Source organism: Spirillospora sp. NPDC127506 (assembly GCF_040302145.1).
In the GTDB taxonomy this organism is placed as follows: domain Bacteria; phylum Actinomycetota; class Actinomycetes; order Streptosporangiales; family Streptosporangiaceae; genus Spirillospora.
Genome location: NZ_JBEORG010000025.1, coordinates 63,735 through 80,743 on the forward strand (window position 1 = coordinate 63,735; position 17,009 = coordinate 80,743).

Annotated in this window: 10 protein-coding genes; 5 read left to right on the plus strand and 5 right to left on the minus strand. The window is 72.8% G+C overall.

Features of this window, described 5'->3' with window-relative positions; genetic code table 11:
- Positions 1 to 138: 138 nt before the first annotated feature.
- From ABTW95_RS23020 to ABTW95_RS23030, 3 genes are all read left to right on the plus strand, one after another.
- Complete coding sequence (locus ABTW95_RS23020) at positions 139 to 822, plus strand: amino acid ABC transporter permease (RefSeq protein ID WP_396445266.1); 684 nt, start codon at positions 139 to 141, stop codon at positions 820 to 822.
- A gap of 59 nt (positions 823 to 881) precedes the next feature.
- Complete coding sequence (locus ABTW95_RS23025; RefSeq protein ID WP_500227356.1) at positions 882 to 1,814, plus strand: amino acid ABC transporter permease; 933 nt, start codon at positions 882 to 884, stop codon at positions 1,812 to 1,814.
- Between the two features lie 163 nt (positions 1,815 to 1,977).
- The gene (locus ABTW95_RS23030; protein WP_396445268.1) at positions 1,978 to 4,005 is read left to right on the plus strand and encodes a S9 family peptidase; all 2,028 of its coding nucleotides are present in this window, start codon (positions 1,978 to 1,980) and stop codon (positions 4,003 to 4,005) included.
- Positions 4,006 to 4,039: 34 nt separating this feature from the next.
- Here the strand turns inward: ABTW95_RS23030 and rny are convergent, their stop codons facing one another.
- From rny to recA, 3 genes are all read right to left on the minus strand, one after another.
- Positions 4,040 to 5,611 carry a ribonuclease Y gene (gene rny, locus ABTW95_RS23035; protein ID WP_396445269.1) on the minus strand — a complete coding sequence of 524 codons (1,572 nt, stop codon included), beginning with the start codon at positions 5,609 to 5,611 and terminating at the stop codon, positions 4,040 to 4,042.
- 506 nt (positions 5,612 to 6,117) lie between these two features.
- Positions 6,118 to 6,663 carry a regulatory protein RecX gene (locus ABTW95_RS23040; RefSeq protein WP_396454022.1) on the minus strand — a complete coding sequence of 182 codons (546 nt, stop codon included), beginning with the start codon at positions 6,661 to 6,663 and terminating at the stop codon, positions 6,118 to 6,120.
- A gap of 236 nt (positions 6,664 to 6,899) precedes the next feature.
- Positions 6,900 to 9,107, minus strand: coding sequence for an intein-containing recombinase RecA (recA, locus tag ABTW95_RS23045; RefSeq protein WP_500227357.1), 2,208 nt, complete (start codon positions 9,105 to 9,107; stop codon positions 6,900 to 6,902).
- Between the two features lie 609 nt (positions 9,108 to 9,716).
- On the opposite strand from recA, the gene ABTW95_RS23050 reads away from it, so the two are divergent.
- Entirely contained in the window at positions 9,717 to 10,586 is an 870-nt protein-coding gene (locus ABTW95_RS23050; RefSeq protein ID WP_500227358.1) for an ATP-grasp domain-containing protein, read from the plus strand.
- Positions 10,587 to 10,600: 14 nt separating this feature from the next.
- Here ABTW95_RS23050 and ABTW95_RS23055 read toward each other — a convergent pair whose 3' ends face one another.
- Both ABTW95_RS23055 and ABTW95_RS23060 read right to left on the minus strand, forming a co-directional pair.
- Complete coding sequence (locus ABTW95_RS23055) at positions 10,601 to 10,795, minus strand: DUF3046 domain-containing protein (RefSeq protein WP_396445273.1); 195 nt, start codon at positions 10,793 to 10,795, stop codon at positions 10,601 to 10,603.
- Between the two features lie 10 nt (positions 10,796 to 10,805).
- Positions 10,806 to 12,074 (minus strand): alpha/beta hydrolase fold domain-containing protein, encoded by a 1,269-nt coding sequence (locus tag ABTW95_RS23060; RefSeq protein WP_500227359.1) that lies wholly within the window; start codon positions 12,072 to 12,074, stop codon positions 10,806 to 10,808.
- 117 nt (positions 12,075 to 12,191) lie between these two features.
- Here ABTW95_RS23060 and ABTW95_RS23065 point away from each other — a divergent pair, with 117 nt between their 5' ends.
- Entirely contained in the window at positions 12,192 to 16,922 is a 4,731-nt protein-coding gene (locus ABTW95_RS23065; RefSeq protein ID WP_500227360.1) for an Lhr family helicase, read from the plus strand.
- Positions 16,923 to 17,009: the final 87 nt, after the last annotated feature.

A 17,009-nucleotide genomic window follows, 5' to 3' on the forward strand; every position in this document is an offset into this window, starting at 1 on the left:
CCGGTGCGTCCCAGCGGGAGCGCTTCCCGGGACGCACCGGCGTGGCCTTGACAGCGCCCGCCCGACCGCGCCCGCCCGGCCGCGTCAGCCCGGCCGGGCCGGCTCGACACCGCTGGAACGCCATGAAACAGCTGAGCAATGTTTGACTTCAGCCCGTTCTTCGACAGCTTCGACGAGATCCTTCAGGGGTTCTGGGCGACGATCCGCCTGGCGGCCGCCGCCGCGGTGCTCTCCCTCGTCATCGGCACGGTCCTCGCGAGCTTCCGCGTCGCCCCCGTCCCGGTGCTGCGCGGCTTCGGCACGGGCTACGTCAACGTCGTCCGCAACACGCCGCTGACGCTGGTGCTGCTGATGTGCAGCCTCGGCCTCAACGACATCCTCGCGCTGAAGTTCTCCTCGAGCTCGTCGGTCACCTACTACTGGTGGGCCGTCCTCGGCCTGTCCGCCTACACCGGCGCCTTCGTCTGCGAGACGCTCCGGTCGGGGATCAACACCGTCCCGCTGGGGCAGGCGGAGGCCGCGCGGTCGATCGGCCTGACCTTCAACCAGTCGCTGCGCGTGATCATCCTGCCGCAGGCGTTCCGCGCGATCATCGCGCCGCTGGGCAGCGTCTTCATCGCGATGATCAAGAACACCACGGTCGCCGCCGCGGCGAGCTACGCCGAGGTGGCGCTGGTCACCAAGACGATCGTCGACAAGCCGACGTTCGCGAACGGCGTCATCCCGCTGTTCCTCGGCGTGGCCATCGGCTTCCTGATCCTCACCCTGCCGACCGGCTACTTCTTCGGCTGGCTGGCCAAGAGAATGGCGGTGGCCCGGTGAGTGGCAGGGAAGCGACCGTACTGTTCGATGTGCCGGGGCCCAGGGCTCGCCGGCGCAACATGATCCTCACCGTCGTCGTGTCGGCGGCGCTCGCCGCGATCTTCGCCGCGCTCGTCTGGCGGCTGGCCGACAAGGGGCAGTTCGCGGAGCGGCTCTGGACGCCGTTCACCAAGTGGACGGTCTGGCGGCACCTGATCATCCCGGGCCTGCTGAACACGCTGAAGGCCGCCGCGGTCGCGACCGTGCTGGCACTGCTGTTCGGCGTCGTGTTCGGACTGGCCCGGCTGTCGGACCACTGGTGGATCCGGCTGCCCGCCGGGGCCGTGGTGGAGTTCTTCCGCGGCATCCCGCTGCTGATCCTGATCTTCCTGGCGTTCTTCGTCCCCAACAAGATCAGCCCGGAGATCGCCGAGTCGCAGTTCGGCCAGTTGCAGCGCCTGTCGGTCGACTACTTCTTCTCGGTCTTCGGCGTGGAGAGCAACGCGGGCGTGGTGACCGTGCCCGCGTTCGCGGCGGTCGTGTTCGGCCTCACCATGTACAACGGCGCGGTGCTGGCCGAGGTCGTCCGCGCGGGCGTCCTGTCGATCCCGAAGGGCCAGTCGGAGGCCGCCTACTCCATCGGGCTGCGCAAGAACGGCGTCATGCGGCTCGTCCTGCTGCCGCAGGCCATCACCGTGATGATGCCGGCGATCGTCAGCCAGATCGTCGTCCTGCTGAAGGACACCGCGCTCGGGTTCATCATCGCCTACCCCGAGCTGCTGCAGGCCGGCTTCAAGCAGGTCCCCGCCAACTACGAGAACAACGTCCTGCAGGCCGGCATCGTGGTCGCGGTCATCTACATCGCGATCAACATGTCGGTGAGCCAATTGGCGACGTGGCTGGAGGCGCGCAGCCGCCGCAGCCGCAAGACGCAGGCGAAGACCCTCGGCGCCGGCGGGGCGCCGCCCGCGGCCGGGGTCGGGGTCAGGGAGCAGGCCGTCCCGTCGACCTGACGTCCCGTACGCCCGCCGAGGGGCGCCGCCGGTCTCCGGCGGCGCCCCTCGCCGTCCCGGGGCGGGTTACCCGCGAGTCCGCTGGTCGCCGCCTTGTATCTTTCCGAAGTCAAAGAGCCCGTCATGGCCCCAACCGATCCCCGTATGCGGGACGATTCCTGTTATGACCGCTCGTGCGACCCTCCCCTACGGCTCTTGGCCCTCCCCCATCTCCGCGGCCGATGTCGCCCGCGCCCGGCTGCGCCTCAGTTTCCCCACTGTCGCGGGCGATGACGTGTGGTGGCAGGAGACCCGGCCCGAGGAGAACGGGCGGACCACGGTCGTCCATCTCAGGGGCGGGCACCGCACCGAGCTGCTGCAGGCGCCGTGGGACGCGCGGACCCGCGTCCACGAGTACGGGGGCCGGTCGTACCTGCCGGTCCGCACCGCCGAGGGCTGGTCGATCGTGTTCTCCAACTACGACGACCAGCGGCTCCACCGGCTCGACGAGGGCGACCCCAAGCCCTACCCGCTGACGCCCGTGCCGGCCGTCCCGGCGGGGCTGCGGTTCGCCGACTGCGTCCTGTCCCCCGACGGCACGGAGATCTGGTGCGTCTGCGAGGGCCACATCGCCGCGCCGCCGCCCGAGCCCGCCGCCGAGGGCGAGGCGCAGCCCCCGGCCGAGGAGGGCGCCGTCACGGGGATCCGGCGCGCCATCGTCGCCGTCCCGCTGGACGGCCGCGCCGCCGAGGACGCCGGCGCCATCCGCGAGCTGGTCTCCGGCGCGCAGTTCTACGCCTCCCCCGCGCCGTCGCCCGGCGGCGGGCACCTGGCGTGGGTGCAGTGGAACCACCCGCGCATGCCGTGGGACGGCACCGAGGTGCGCGTCGCCGCGCTCGAGGACGGCCGCACGGTCGCGCCGCGCACCGTCAAGGGCGGGCTCAAGGAGTCGGCCCTGGCGCCGCTGTGGCGCGACGAGGAGTCCCTCTACGTCATCTCCGACTGGCCCGGCTGGTGGAACATCTACCAGGTCGGCCTGCACGGCGAGTCCCCGCAGGCGCTGTACCCGGCGGAGGAGGAGTTCGCGGGCCCGCTGTGGCAGCTCGGCGGCATGCCGTACGCGCTGCTCGGCGACGGGCGCCTCGCCGTCCTGCACGGCGAGGGCGACATGCGCCTCGGCGTCTACGACCCGGAGACGCTCGACCTCGTCGACCTGGAGGTCCCCTACGAGGACTGGGCGACCCAGCTGTCCGCGGACGGGACGACGGTCGTCGGCATCGCCGGCGGCCCCGACCTGCCGCAGTCGGTCGTCCGCGTCGACACCACGACCGGGCGCGTCGAGGGGCTGCGCCGCGAGCTGGCCGAGCTGCCGGACGTCGCGTACCTGTCCAAGCCGCGCGCCGAGCGCCTGGAGGGGCCGTTCGGGCGTCCCGTCCACGCCTACGTGTTCCCGCCCACCAACCCGGAGGCGGCCGCCCCGGAGGGCGAGCTGCCGCCGTACGTGGTGTTCGTCCACGGCGGCCCGACCGGGCGCGTCTCCAAGGTCCTCGACCTGGAGCGGGCCTACTTCACCAGCCGCGGCATCGGCGTCATCGACGTCAACTACGGCGGATCGGCCGGGTACGGCCGCGCCTACCGCGAGCGGCTGCGCCGGCAGTGGGGCGTCGTCGACGTGGAGGACGCCATAGCCGCGGCCCAGGCGCTCGTGGACGGCGGCATCGCCGACCCGGCCCGGCTGGCCATCCGGGGCGGCTCCGCGGGCGGCTGGACGACGCTCGCCGCGATCACGCAGACCGACCTGTTCAAGGCGGCCACGTCCTACTTCGGGATCAGCGACCTGCAGAGCTTCGCCGAGGCCACCCACGACTTCGAGTCGCACTACCTGTTCGGCCTCATCGGCCCGCTGCCCGGCTTCGAGCGCGCCTACGAGGAGCGCTCACCGCTCAGCCGCGCCGACAGGACCGCGTGCCCCGTCCTCCTCCTGCAGGGCCTGAACGACCCGATCGTGCCGCCGGACCAGTCCGAGCGCTTCGCGCTGGAGCTGGCCGCCAAGAAGATGCCGTACGCCTACCTGACGTTCGAGGGCGAGTCGCACGGGTTCCGGAAGGCCGGCACGGTCATCCGCTGCCTGGAGGCCGAACTGGCCTTCTACGGGCAGACCCTCGGCTTCGAGCCCCGCGGAGTGGAGCCCATCAACCTGACGGTCGGCTGACGCCCGCCCGTCCGCCTCCCGGCGGGCGGGCCGGTCAGCGGGCGAACTCGATCGCGCGGGACTCGCGTACCACGGTGACGCGGATCTGCCCCGGGTAGGTCAGCTCGTCCTCGACCTGCTTGGCGATGTCGCGGGCGATGACCTGCGCCTGGATGTCGTCGACCGTGTCGGGCTTGACCATCACGCGGATCTCGCGCCCCGCCTGCATGGCGAAGACCTTCTCCACGCCCTCGTGCTTCTCGCGGGCGATCTGCTCCAGCCGTTCGAGCCGCTTGACGTACGCCTCCAGCGACTCCCGGCGCGCGCCCGGCCGGCTGCCGCTCACCGCGTCCGCGGCCTGCGTCAGCACCGCCTCGACCGTGCGGACCTCGACCTCGTTGTGGTGCGCCTCGATCGCGTGGACGACGTCCTCGTGCTCCCCGTAGCGGCGCGCGATCTCGGCGCCGATCAGCGCGTGGCTGCCCTCCACCTCGTGGGTGAGCGCCTTGCCGATGTCGTGCAGCAGCGTGCACCGCTTGGCGACCTCCACCGGCAGCCGGAGCTCGCTCGCCATGACGCCCGCGATGTGCGCGGACTCGATCAGGTGCTTCAGCACGTTCTGCCCGTAGGACGTGCGGTACCGCAGCTGCCCGAGGAGCGCGATCAACTCCGGGTGCATGTCGGCGATGCCGACCTCGACGAGGGCGTCCTCGCCGGCCCGGACGCACAGCTGCTCCACGTCGCTCTTGCTGCGCTCGTAGACCTCCTCGATGCGCTGCGGGTGGATGCGGCCGTCCAGGACGAGCTTCTCCAGCGTCAGCCGCCCGACCTCCCGCCGCACCGGGTCGAAGCAGCTCAGCAGCACCGCCTCGGGCGTGTCGTCGATGATCAGGTTGACGCCCGTGGTCGACTCGAACGCCCGGATGTTGCGGCCCTCCCGGCCGATGATGCGGCCCTTCATCTCGTCGCTCGGCAGGTGCAGCACCGACACGACCGACTCGGCCGTCTGCTCGCTGGCGACCCGCTGGATCGCCAGCGTCACGATCTTGCGGGCGCGCTTCTCGCCCTCCGCCCGCGCCGCGTTCTCGATCTCCCGGACGATCGGGATGGACTCGCGCTTGGCCTGGTTCTCGATCGCCGCGACCAGCTCGCTCTTGGCCTGCTCGGCGGTGAGCCCGGCCGCCCGCTCCAGCACCTTGCGGCGCTCCTCGGCGACCTCGGCCAGCTCCTCCTTGCGGGCGTCGAGGGCCTGCCGGGTCTCGGCGAGCCGGCGCTGCCACTCCTCCAGCCGGCGCACCTCGGCGTCGAGCCGCTGCTCCCGCTCGGCCAGCCGCGCCTCCCTGCGCTCCAGGTCCTCCCGGACGGTCCGCAGGTCGTCGCGGAGGCTGCGGACCTCCTCCTCCGCCTCGGCGCGGGCCGCGGACGCGATCCGCTGCGTCTCCCGCTCGGCCTCCTCCACGGCTTCGCGCGCGTCCTGCCGCGCCTTCGCCCGGATCTCGTCGGCCTCGCTCTGCGCCCGGGCGATCTCCGCCGCGGCCCTGCCGGGCATGCCGGGGCGCCACAGGATGACGATGACGAGAGCGACCAGGGTCACCAGCAGCGCTGCACCCAGCAGGACGCTCTCCATGAGGCAGATCCTTCCTCGCCGCGGACCCGTCCGGACTCCGGGCCCTGCCTAGCGAGGATTTACTCCCGCGCGGATGCACGACTTCGCGGGGCCGCGCGCGGCGCGCCCCCGGTGATCCGGCCGCAACCGGTCGACGAACGTGTCCTGTCTGCCTCTCAGCTGCTGGAACGTGCTCGGTCGTATGGCAATCCGCGAGACGCGGAGTAACTCCTCACTGCCGTAACGGTAAGCGGCACAGAGGTAATGAGCAAGCAAACGACGGGCATTCCGGACTAACCGTACGTCGGCGTGAGTCCTTCCTTACCGGTCCTCCTGACCGCCCGCACCCCCTCCCACCTGGCCGCCTTCCGGCCGGTCAGAGTCAGGGGCCCGCGACCTCCAAGTAACCCCGCCCCGCAACCCCGGCGTGTCGCCCGCTCGGCGCCCCCGCTTGCCGGGGGCGGGGGCGGTTACCGGTCGGCGGAGGGCGCAGGAGACGGCTCGGCACCCCCGCCGCGGGGTGCGGGTCAGTCGAAGGGGTCGGGGTCGGGGACGGTCTCCAGATCGGCGCCCTCTTCGGCCAGGGCGTCTTTGACGACGCGGTAGGAGAGGCCGGGCGGGTAGCCCTTGCGGGCCAGCATGCCGACGAGGCGGCGCATGCGCTTGGCGGGGTCGGCGCCCCGGGTGGACGGGAGCCTGCGGCGGACGATGGCCCGGGCGGTCTCCTCCTCCTGCGCGGGGTCGAGCGTTTCGACGGCCTCGTTGACGGTGGTGTCGGCGACGCCGCGGCGGCGGAGCTCGGCGGCCAGGGCGCGCCTGGCCAGGCCGCGGCCGGTGTGGCGGGACTGGACCCACGCCTGCGCGAACGCCTCGTCGTCGATGAGGCCCACGTCGGCGAACCGGCCGAGGACGCGTTCGGCGGCGTCGGCGGGGACGTTCTTGCGGTGCAGGGCGTCCGCCAGCTGGGCCCGGGTGCGGGGCGCCGCGGAGAGCAGGCGCAGGCAGATCTCGCGGGCCCTGGCCTCAGGGTCCGGATGATCCCCGTCGTGCGCGGGCCGGTCCCGCGATGCCACGGTCGCTCACCCCCGCGTCCGGAGCGCCGTCCGGAGGCTCCGAGCGGCGGAGGGCCGGTGCGGCCGGCCGCTCGCCGCCGGGTGGGGCACGGTGCCGGCGGGAGGTGTGGGAGCGGCGGCGCCATCGGGGAAGGCCCGGGCACCGGTCGCGCGGTGCCGGGTAAGGCGCCGCCGCCCTGCATACGAGATCATCGCTTACTCTTCGTCAAGAGTCACCCATATCAGCGGATTCTTGGTCAGGAATCGCCCGCCTTGGCGGCCTTTGTGGTCTTCTTGGCGGCGGCGGTCTTGCCGGCGGCCGCGGCGGGAGGCGCCGGGGCGGCGTCCGGGGCGGCGGGCTCGGCCTCCTTGTCGACCTTGGGGCCGATGCCCAGCTTCTCCTTGATCTTCTTCTCGATGCCGTCCGCCAGGTCGGGGTTCGCCTTGAGGAAGTTGCGCGCGTTCTCCTTGCCCTGGCCGAGCTGGTCGCCGTCGTAGGTGTACCAGGCGCCGGACTTGCGGACGAACCCGTGCTCCACGCCGAGGTCGATCAGGCCGCCCTCGCGGCTGATGCCCTGGCCGTAGAGCAGGTCGAAGTCGGCGACGCGGAACGGCGGGGCCATCTTGTTCTTGACGACCTTGACGCGGACGCGGTTGCCGACGGCCTCGGTGCCGTCCTTGAGGGTCTCGATGCGGCGGACGTCGAGGCGGACCGAGGCGTAGAACTTCAGCGCCCGGCCGCCGGTGGTCGTCTCGGGCGAGTTGTGCACCATCACCCCGTCGACGAAGTAGTTATGCGATCCTTCCACCTCGATGTCGAACTTCTTCATCGAGCGAGCCCTCGGCTTGACATGGACATCGATGATGCGGCTGGGCACCAGCCGCGGCTCGGGGTCGACAAACTGCGGCTCGATGGCGCACTGGCCGCGGAAGCGCGGCAGCAGCATTCTTTCCATCGCCTCCGGCACATACGGTGCGATGAGCTTCTGGAACTGTGCGGACGCCGCGGTTGTGAACTGGATGACGCTGACCGCCCGGGCCCCCCGAAGCGTGAGCTTCACGTCGAGGCCGTGCGTATCGCGAAGGTACTCGACCATGCGTTCCCGCGAACCGGGGCTGAAGGCCTCGACGCAGATCTCGATACGGCCCGTGCCGCCCTCGGTACGCTCCTGGACGCCCTTCGACCGGACGGTGAAGCAGCCGTCGTCCATGTACCAGACGGCCAACGCCAGCGGCGTGAGAGCCTTCAGATAATCCCAGGTGAAGTGCTTCTTGCCGTCACCGAAGTAGACCACCTGCCGCACCTCGTCCAGTTCGGGAAGCGGGGTGAAGTCGGCGAATACCGCGCCCTTTGCGTTCGTGGTGCGGCTGTGCTCGATGTTCCCCAGCAGGGAGGTCTTCCAGTCGAGGTATGCCTCCTGGTCCGCGCCATGCCCCATGCGGAAGCGGACGCCGCTCCGGCCACGCCTGTTCGGAGACAGGTTCCCGTCCCCCATCACCGAACCGAGTATCACCTGCCACTGCTGGTCGCTGAGCCGGTGGGTCTCGGCGAGCATGACCCGGTCGCCCGCCATCAGCTCGCCGGCCTCCCGGTACCCCCCCGGTGTACGGACCAGATGGTTCTCGGTCGCGGCGAACTGCGCCCTGCCATTGCCGCCCGATTTCGCGACGGTGAACTGGAGGAAGTGATCGGCGTTGCCGTTGTCGAACCAGTTGACGATGCGCTTGGGGACGACCTTGTCCTGCTCCGGGTCGTAGGACAGGACTTCAACGTCCATCTTCTGGTTGACGATCTTGCCGATCTTCTCCTGCGTCCCGTCCGCGAGCGTCACCCGAGTGCCATAACTCATGCACCCGAACATGACGCCGACCTTCTCGCGGAGCTGGTTGATGAAGATGGCGGTGGTCTTGGTCTGGTTGATCGCGCCGGTGAGCTTGCGCAGCGCCTGCGACATGAGGCGGGCCTGGAGGCCGACGTGGCTGTCGCCCATCTCGCCCTCGATCTCGGCGCGGGGGACGAGCGCGGCGACGGAGTCGATGACGACGATGTCGATCGCGCCGGAGCGGATCAGCATGTCGGTGATCTCCAGCGCCTGCTCGCCGGTGTCGGGCTGGGAGACCAGCAGGGCGTCGATGTCGACGCCGAGCTTGGCGGCGTACTCGGGGTCGAGCGCGTGCTCGGCGTCGACGAACGCGGCGATGCCGCCCTTCTTCTGCACGCTCGCCACGGCGTGCAGGGCGATGGAGGTCTTGCCGGAGCCCTCGGGGCCGTACACCTCGACGACGCGGCCGCGGGGCAGGCCGCCGATGCCGAGGGCGATGTCGAGGGAGATGGCGCCGGTGGGGATCACCTCGACGGGCGCGCGCGCCTCCTCGCCCATCCGCATGACCGACCCCTTGCCGAACTGCCGCTCGATCTGGGCGAGTGCGGTCTCGAGAGCCTTCTCCCGGTCGTTCGCTGCCATTGAGATGTCCTTCTCGTCGTGACTGTCGGCTCTCGGCCGCTGCCTTGCGATGTCGAGGGCGACGTTACGGCGGGCCACCGACACTTTCGAGTCACCGGCGCGATTGTGGACGGCGCCGTATGCCGGGCACCAGCTTACCGAACATCCGTTCGATCATCGTCCGGTATGGCGATTCGGGCGGGAATCTCCGTGCGCTCGGCGGTCTGGACCCCGTACGCTGGCGCCGCGTCGTGTCACGGAGGGTTCCGAAATTCCGACCTCCTCCCCACTCGATGGCGGGGAGCGCCAACCGCCGCCGGTTGTGCCTCCCGCCGCACAGCCGACCGCCCGTCCGGGAGGACTCCCGTTGAGGTCCGACACCGGCTCCACAGGCCGCCGCCGGCGGCCCGGCCGCATGCTCCCCCGCGCGGGGGAAGCGCTGCCGGAAGGCCCGCTTCACCCGCCGCGCCGCGTCCCGCACATTAGCGTCTCAGGTGTGAGGTCGCGGGCATCTCGGCACGGCGGCGGAGGGCGGCCCGCCCCGGCGGCCGACCACGGCTCCGTGTCGTGCCTCACAGGAGCCCGTTCCTTCCCCCGTCAGGAGGCGGGGGTCTCCACGGAGGAATCCCGATGACGCTGACCGTCCTCTTCTGCGTCGATCCGCTCCATTCCCGGCGCGTTGACCCCCATTTCTCCCGCGAGGCCGCGGCCGTGCGGGACCACTACGGCGAGATCGCCCTCATCGACCACGACGCCCTGCGGCGCGGGGACGTCGAGGACGCGGTGGGCGCCGTCCCCGCCGGGCTCGGTCCCGTCTGGTACCGCGGCTGGATGCTGTCGGCGGACGAGTACGCCGCGATGGCCGCCACCCTGAAGCAGCGCGGAACGGTCATGCTGACGCATCCGGACGACTACAGGCGCGCGCACGAGCTGCCGGGCTGGCACGAGACGTTCGCGGGGCTGACCCCGCACAGCGTGTGGCGCCCCCTGGGCACCGGCCAGGATCCGGGAGACCTCAGCGAGCTCGCCGAACTGGTCCGGCCGCTGCGCGCAGGGCCCGCGGTGGTCAAGGACTACGTGAAGTCGTGCAAGCACGAGTGGGAGGAGGCGTGCTTCGTCCCCGACGTGAAGAACCCGGGCCAGCTGCACGACATCGCCTCCAAGATGGTCGCGCTGCGGGACGAGCACCTGGCGGGCGGCCTCGTCGTCCGCGAGTTCGAGGAATACGACGGGAACGGCGAGGCGCGCGTGTGGTGGGTGGACGGCGAGCCCGCGCTGGTGGGCCCGCACCCCGACAGCCCCGGAGTGGAGCCCGAGCCGGAGCTGGACGCCGTGGCGCCGGCCGTCCGCGCCCTGGGCTGCCGGTTCATCACGACCGATCTGGCCCGCCGCACGGACGGCGTATGGCGCGTCGTGGAGGTCGGGGACGGCCAGGTGAGCGACCTGCCGTCGTCCGTGGACGCGATGGACCTCTACGCCCACCTGCCCGTCCCGGACTGATCCGCTCCTGCCCGCTATTGCAGGGTCGAGGGGACGTCGAAGGTGGCGACGACGGCCTGCCAGACCCTCTTGGCCGGCTCCCCGTCCGCGAGCGCCTGCTCGATGGTGCGGCCGCCCAGCTCGGCCATGACGTAGTCCTTGGCCACGCTCTCGGCGTATCGCTCGCCGAACTGCTGGTTCATCCGATCCCAGAACACTGTTAGCCGCACGTCCTCCACGCTATCCGACGGAGGGTTCCTGCAAGGACCGCTCGACCTCGCCCGGGACGGCGGGGCCGGTGCCCTGGCGGTACTGGCGGTGCAGGCCCGTCAGGTAGCGCTCGACGGCTTCGATGACGCGCGCCGTCCGGTAGGAGGGGAACACGTCGAACCCGTGCTGGGCGCCCTTCATCTCGGCGTAGACGACGGGTGACCCGGAGGCGTCGCGGAGCCGCTCGACGAACCGCCTCGCCTCCGCCACGGGGACGAGCGAGTCGCGGCTTCCGTGGATGACGAAGAAGGGCGGCGAGTCCTCGCCGATGTAGGTGACAGGGGACGCCTTGGCATACACCTCGCGGTTCTCCGCGAACGGCTTCTTGACCACCATCTTCTCCATGAGGCGGGTGGCTCCCATGGGGATCGGCCATGGCCCCGCTTCGCAGAGGTCGTAGACGCCGTAGAACGGGACGGCGCCCTGCACGGTGGTGTCGGCGTCCTCGAAACCCGGCTGGAACTCGGGTTCGTTGGCGGACAGCGCCACCATCGCGGTGAGGTGCCCGCCGGCCGAGCCGCCCGTCACGCAGAGGAAGTCCGGGTCGGCGCCGTACTCTTCGGCGTGCTCCTTGTACCAGGCGACGAAGTACTTGAGGTCGATCAGGTGCTCGGGCCAGGTGGCGCGGGGGCTGAGCCGGTAGTTGACGTTGAAGCACACCCAGCCCTGCAGGGCCATGTGGTTGAGCAGTGGAAGGCCCTGCTCGCGCTTGTCCCCGATGACCCACGCACCGCCGTGGATCTGCATCAGCCCGGGGCGCAGTTCACCGTCGTCGACGGGACGGAAGACGTCCAGCTTCAGGCGCAGGCTGCCTTCCTCCCGGTAGACGATGTTCCGGTCGACCCGCACGCCTTTGCGGGGTATGAGGCAGAGCTGCGGGACGATCAGGTGCGCCAGCGGGTAGCGGGGGGCGTCCTCGGGGTCCAGGTCGAGGGGTGCGCCGCATTCCCGCAGGGTGACGACCGTGCGGCGGGACGCGGCGATGGTGGCCGCGATGCCCGCCATGGCGGCCGGCGCCAGGACGAGACCCGTCCAGCCCGCCCAGCCGTGCAGCCCGCCGAACGCGGCGGTGAGCGCGGTGGCGGCGGCCCAGGTGACGAGCACGTGCGGCGCCAGCTCGATCGTCAGCCAGCCGAGGAAGAAGCTCGGCACGAGCAGGGCGGTGCCGCGCCGCGGAGCGTGCGCGTTGGCGGCGACCAGCGCGAACAGGATCCCGAGGGCGAGCATGACGTAGGGCATCGAAGGCTCCGTGGGGGTGAGCGCCTACCCGTAGACCATGCCCTTACAAGTGCTTGCTTACAACGTGACGCACGCCACAATGCGCACTCTGTCGGACCCGCGAGGCAGTATGGCGCCATGGGCGGTGACGTGCTCGAACGCTTCTCCCCCGCGACCCGCGCCTGGTTCGCCGGGGCGTTCGCCGCGCCCACCCCCGCGCAGGCCGGGGCGTGGGAGTCGGTCGCGGGCGGCGACAACACGCTGGTGGTGGCGCCGACGGGGTCCGGCAAGACCCTGGCCGCGTTCCTGTGGTCGCTCGACCGGCTCGCCACCGAGGCCGTCCCGGACGACGCCCTGCGGCGCTGCCGCGTCCTGTACGTCTCGCCGCTGAAGGCCCTCGCGGTGGACGTCGAGCGCAACCTGCGCGCCCCGCTGACCGGCATCCGGCAGGCGGCGCGGCGGCTCGGCCTGCCCGAACCGGACGTGCGGGTCGGCATGCGGTCCGGCGACACCCCGGCCGACGAGCGGCGCCGGCTCGCCGTCAAGCCGCCGGACATCCTGATCACGACGCCGGAGTCGCTGTTCCTGATCCTCACCTCGCGGGCGCGCGAGTCGCTGCGCGGCGTCGAGACCGTCATCGTGGACGAGGTGCACGCGGTGGCGGGCACCAAGCGCGGCGCGCACCTGGCGCTGTCCCTCGAACGCCTCGACGCCCTGCTCGAACGCCCCGCGCAGCGGATCGGGCTGTCGGCGACCGTCCGCCCGGCGGACGAGGTGGCGGCGTTCCTCGGCGGGACCAGGCCCGCGGCGGTCGTCCAGCCGCGCTCGGAGAAGGTCTTCGACCTCGACATCGTCGTCCCCGTGGAGGACATGGGCGAGGTCGGCCGGTTCGTCGACGACTCCGGCGCCGCCGACCCGCGGCAGCGCAGCATCTGGCCCCACGTCGAAGACCGCCTGCTCGACCTCATCCAGGCGCACCGGTCGACCCTGGTGTTCGCGAACTCCCGGCGGCTGGCCGAGCGGCTCTGCGGACGCCTGAACGAGCTCGCCTACGAGCGCGCGACGGGCGAGCCCATGCCCGAGGACCACTCCCCCGCCGCCACGATGGCGCAGGCGGGCGCGGCCCGGGGCGCGCCCCTGGAGATCGCCAGGGCGCACCACGGCTCGGTGTCCAAAGAGGAGCGGGCCGGCATCGAGAACGCCCTGAAGGAGGGGCGGCTCCCGGCGGTCGTGGCGACGTCCAGCCTCGAACTGGGCATCGACATGGGCGCCGTCGACCTGGTCGTCCAGGTGGAGTCGCCGCCCTCGGTGGCCAACGGCCTCCAGCGCGTCGGGCGCGCGGGCCACCAGGTCGGCGCCGTGTCCAAGGGCGTCATCTTCCCCAAGTACCGGGGCGACCTCGTCCAGACCACGGTTGTGGCCGAGCGCATGCGCGGCGGTGAGATCGAGGAGCTGCGCTATCCGCGCAACCCCCTGGACGTCCTCGCGCAGCAGATCGTCGCCATGGTCTCCATGGACGAGTGGACCGTCGACGACCTCGAATCGCTCGTCAAACGGGCCGCCCCCTACGCGACCCTTCCGCGTTCGGCGCTGGAGGCGACCCTCGACATGCTCGCCGGCCGCTACCCCAGCGACGAGTTCGGCGAGCTCCGCCCACGCCTCGTCTGGGACCGCGTCACCGGCGTCCTGCGCGACCGCCCCGGCGCGCAGCGCCTCGCCGTGACCAGCGGCGGGACGATCCCCGACCGCGGCCTGTTCGGGGTGTTCCTGGTGGGCGAGAAGGCGTCCCGCGTCGGGGAGCTCGACGAGGAGATGGTCTACGAGTCGCGCGTCGGCGACGTGTTCGTCCTCGGCGCCAGCTCGTGGCGCATCGAGGACATCACGCCCGACCGGGTGCTCGTCTCGCCCGCGCCCGGCCAGCCCGGCAAGCTGCCGTTCTGGCACGGCGACACCCTCGGCCGGCCCGCCGAGCTGGGGCGCGCGCTCGGCGCGTTCACCCGCGAGCTGGCCGGCCTGCCCGCCGAACGGGCCCGGGAGCGCGTCGCCGCCGCCGGGCTGGACGAATGGGCGGCCGCGAACCTCGTGTCGTACCTGGGCGAACAGCGCGAGGCCACCGGCCACGTCCCGGACGACCGGACGATGGTCGTCGAGCGCTTCCGCGACGAGCTCGGCGACTGGCGGATGGTCGTCCACTCCCCCCTCGGCGCGCGCGTGCACGCGCCCTGGGCCCTCGCCATGGCGGGCCGCCTGCGCGAGCGGTACGGCGTCGACGCGCAGGCCATGCACGCCGACGACGGCATCGTGATCCGCATCCCGGACATGGACGAGCCGCCGGGCCTCGACCTCGCCGTCTTCGACGCCGACGACATCGAGCGCGCCGTCGTCGACGAGCTGGGCGGCTCGGCGCTCTTCGCCGCCCGGTTCCGCGAGTGCGCCGCGCGCTCGCTGCTGCTGCCCCGCCGCCGGCCCGACAAGCGCATGCCGCTCTGGCAGCAGCGCCAGCGCGCCGCGCAGCTCCTCGCCGTCGCGAGCAAGTACCCGTCGTTCCCGATCGTGCTGGAGACCATGCGCGAGTGCCTGCAGGACGTGTTCGACGTCCCGGGCCTGGTGCAGCTGATGCGCGACCTGTCGGGGCGCAAGGTCCGCATGGTGGAGGTGGAGACGCCCGAGCCGTCGCCGTACGCCCGGTCCCTGCTCTTCCGCTACATCGGCGCGTTCATGTACGAGGGCGACTCGCCCCTGGCCGAACGCCGCGCCCAGGCGCTCGCGCTCGACTCCGCGCTGCTCGCCGAGCTCCTCGGCCAGGCCGACCTCCGCGAGCTGCTCGACCCCGACGCGGTCGCCGAGACCGAACGCGAGCTCCAGCGCCTGGCCCCCGGCCGCCGCGCCCGCGACCCGGAGGGCGTCGCCGACCTGCTCCGCGCCCTCGGCCCGCTGACCACGGAGGAGGCCGCCGAACGCACCCTCCCCGCCGACGCGCCCGCGCCGGGGTCGATCGACGTCAGCGCGTACGACGTCCGGCCCGGCGGCGCGCCCCCCGAGAGCGCCGCTCAGGACGAGGCCCCCGCGGCCGCCCCGTCCGGCGGCGGAGCGCCCGCGGCGCGGGCCGGCGCCGGCGAGGCCCCGGTCTCCCGCGCGGACGTCGCCCGGGCGGCGCGGTGGCTGGTGGAGCTGGAGGCGGCGCGGCGCGCGATCCGGGTCAGGATCGCCGGCGAGGAGCGCTGGGCCGCGATCGAGGACGCCGGGCGGCTGCGCGACGCCCTCGGGGCGCCGCTGCCCGTGGGCGTCCCGGAGGCGTTCCTGGAACCGGTCGGCGACCCGCTCGGCGACCTGGTCTCCCGCTACGCGCGCACGCACGGGCCGTTCCGGGCGGACGCGGCCGCCGCGCGCTTCGGGCTGGGCGTCGCCGTCGTCGCCGAGACGCTGCGCCGCCTCGCCGCCGCGGGACGCGTCGTCGAGGGCGAGTTCCTGCCCGTCGAGGCGGTGGCCGGCCCGCCGGGGACCGAATGGTGCGACGCCGGCGTCCTGCGCATGCTGCGGCGGCGCAGCCTGGCCCGGCTGCGGGCCGAGGTGGAGCCGTCCCCGCCGGAGTCGCTCGGGCGCTTCCTGCCGGTCTGGCACGGCATATCCGGCGGGTCGCGGCTGCGCGGCGTCGACGCGCTCGTCCAGGCGGTCGAGCAGCTGCAGGGCGCGGCCGTCCCCGCGTCGGCGCTGGAGTCGCTGGTCCTGCCGTCCCGCGTGCCCGGCTACACCCCGGCCATGCTGGACGAGCTGACCTCCGCGGGCGAGGTCGTGTGGGCGGGCCAGGGCGGCCTGCCCGGCGGCGACGGCTGGGTGGCGCTCTACCTGGCCGACACGGCGCCGCTCCTCATGCCGGAGCCCGCCGAGATCACCCTCACTCCCGTGCACCGGGCCGTGCTGGACGCGCTGGGCGACGGCGGCGCCCACTTCTTCCGCACGCTGTCCGACCGCGTGAACAGGGAGGTCACCGCGAACGACGCCGACCTCGCGACCGCCGTGTGGGACCTCGTCTGGTCGGGGCGCCTCACCAACGACACGATGGCGCCGCTGCGCGCCGCGCTGGGGTCCGGCCGCCCGGCGCACCGCTCGCGGACGACGCGCCGAGGCCGTCCGGTCCTGCCCTCCCGCACCGGGCCTCCCACGGTCGCCGGGCGCTGGTGGCCGCTGCCCGAACGCGAGACCACCGCGACGCTGCGCTCGCACGCGCTCGCCGAGGCGCTCCTGGAGCGGTACGGCATCGTCATACGCGGCGCGGTCGCGGCCGAACGCGCGCCCGGCGGGTTCTCCGCCGTCTATCCGGTGCTGCGCGCGTTCGAGGAGACGGGCCGCTGCCGCCGCGGCTACTTCGTCGAGGGCCTGGGAGCCGCCCAGTTCGCCCTGCCGGGCGCCGTGGACCGCCTGCGCGCCCTCCGCCCGGCGGCCGCCGCCCCGGACGACGCCTCCGCGCTCTGGGAGACGCCCCGCAAACCGGACGTCCGCGCCCTGGTCCTCGCCGCCGCCGACCCCGCCAACCCGTACGGGGCGGCCCTGCCCTGGCCGGAGCGCGACGACGAGGTCGCGAGCGGGCACAAGCCCGGCCGCAAGGCCGGCGCCCTGGTCGTGCTGGTCGAGGGGCGCCTCGTCCTCTACGTCGAACGCGGCGGCCGCACCCTGCTCACCTGGGCCGACGAGCCGGACGTCCTGCAGCCGGCGGTCGACGCGCTCGCCCTCGCCGTCCGCGAGGGCGCGCTCGGCAAGCTGACCGTCGAACGCGCCGACGGCGAGGCGATCAACGACTCCCCCCTGGCCGCGGCGCTGGAGTCGGCGGGCTTCCACCCGACGCCCCGGGGCCTCCGCCTCCGCTCCTGACCCGGGCCCGCAGACCCGCCCCCCGCAGACCCGGACCCGCAGACCCGGACCCGCAGACCCGGCCCACCGGACCCGGCCCACCGGACC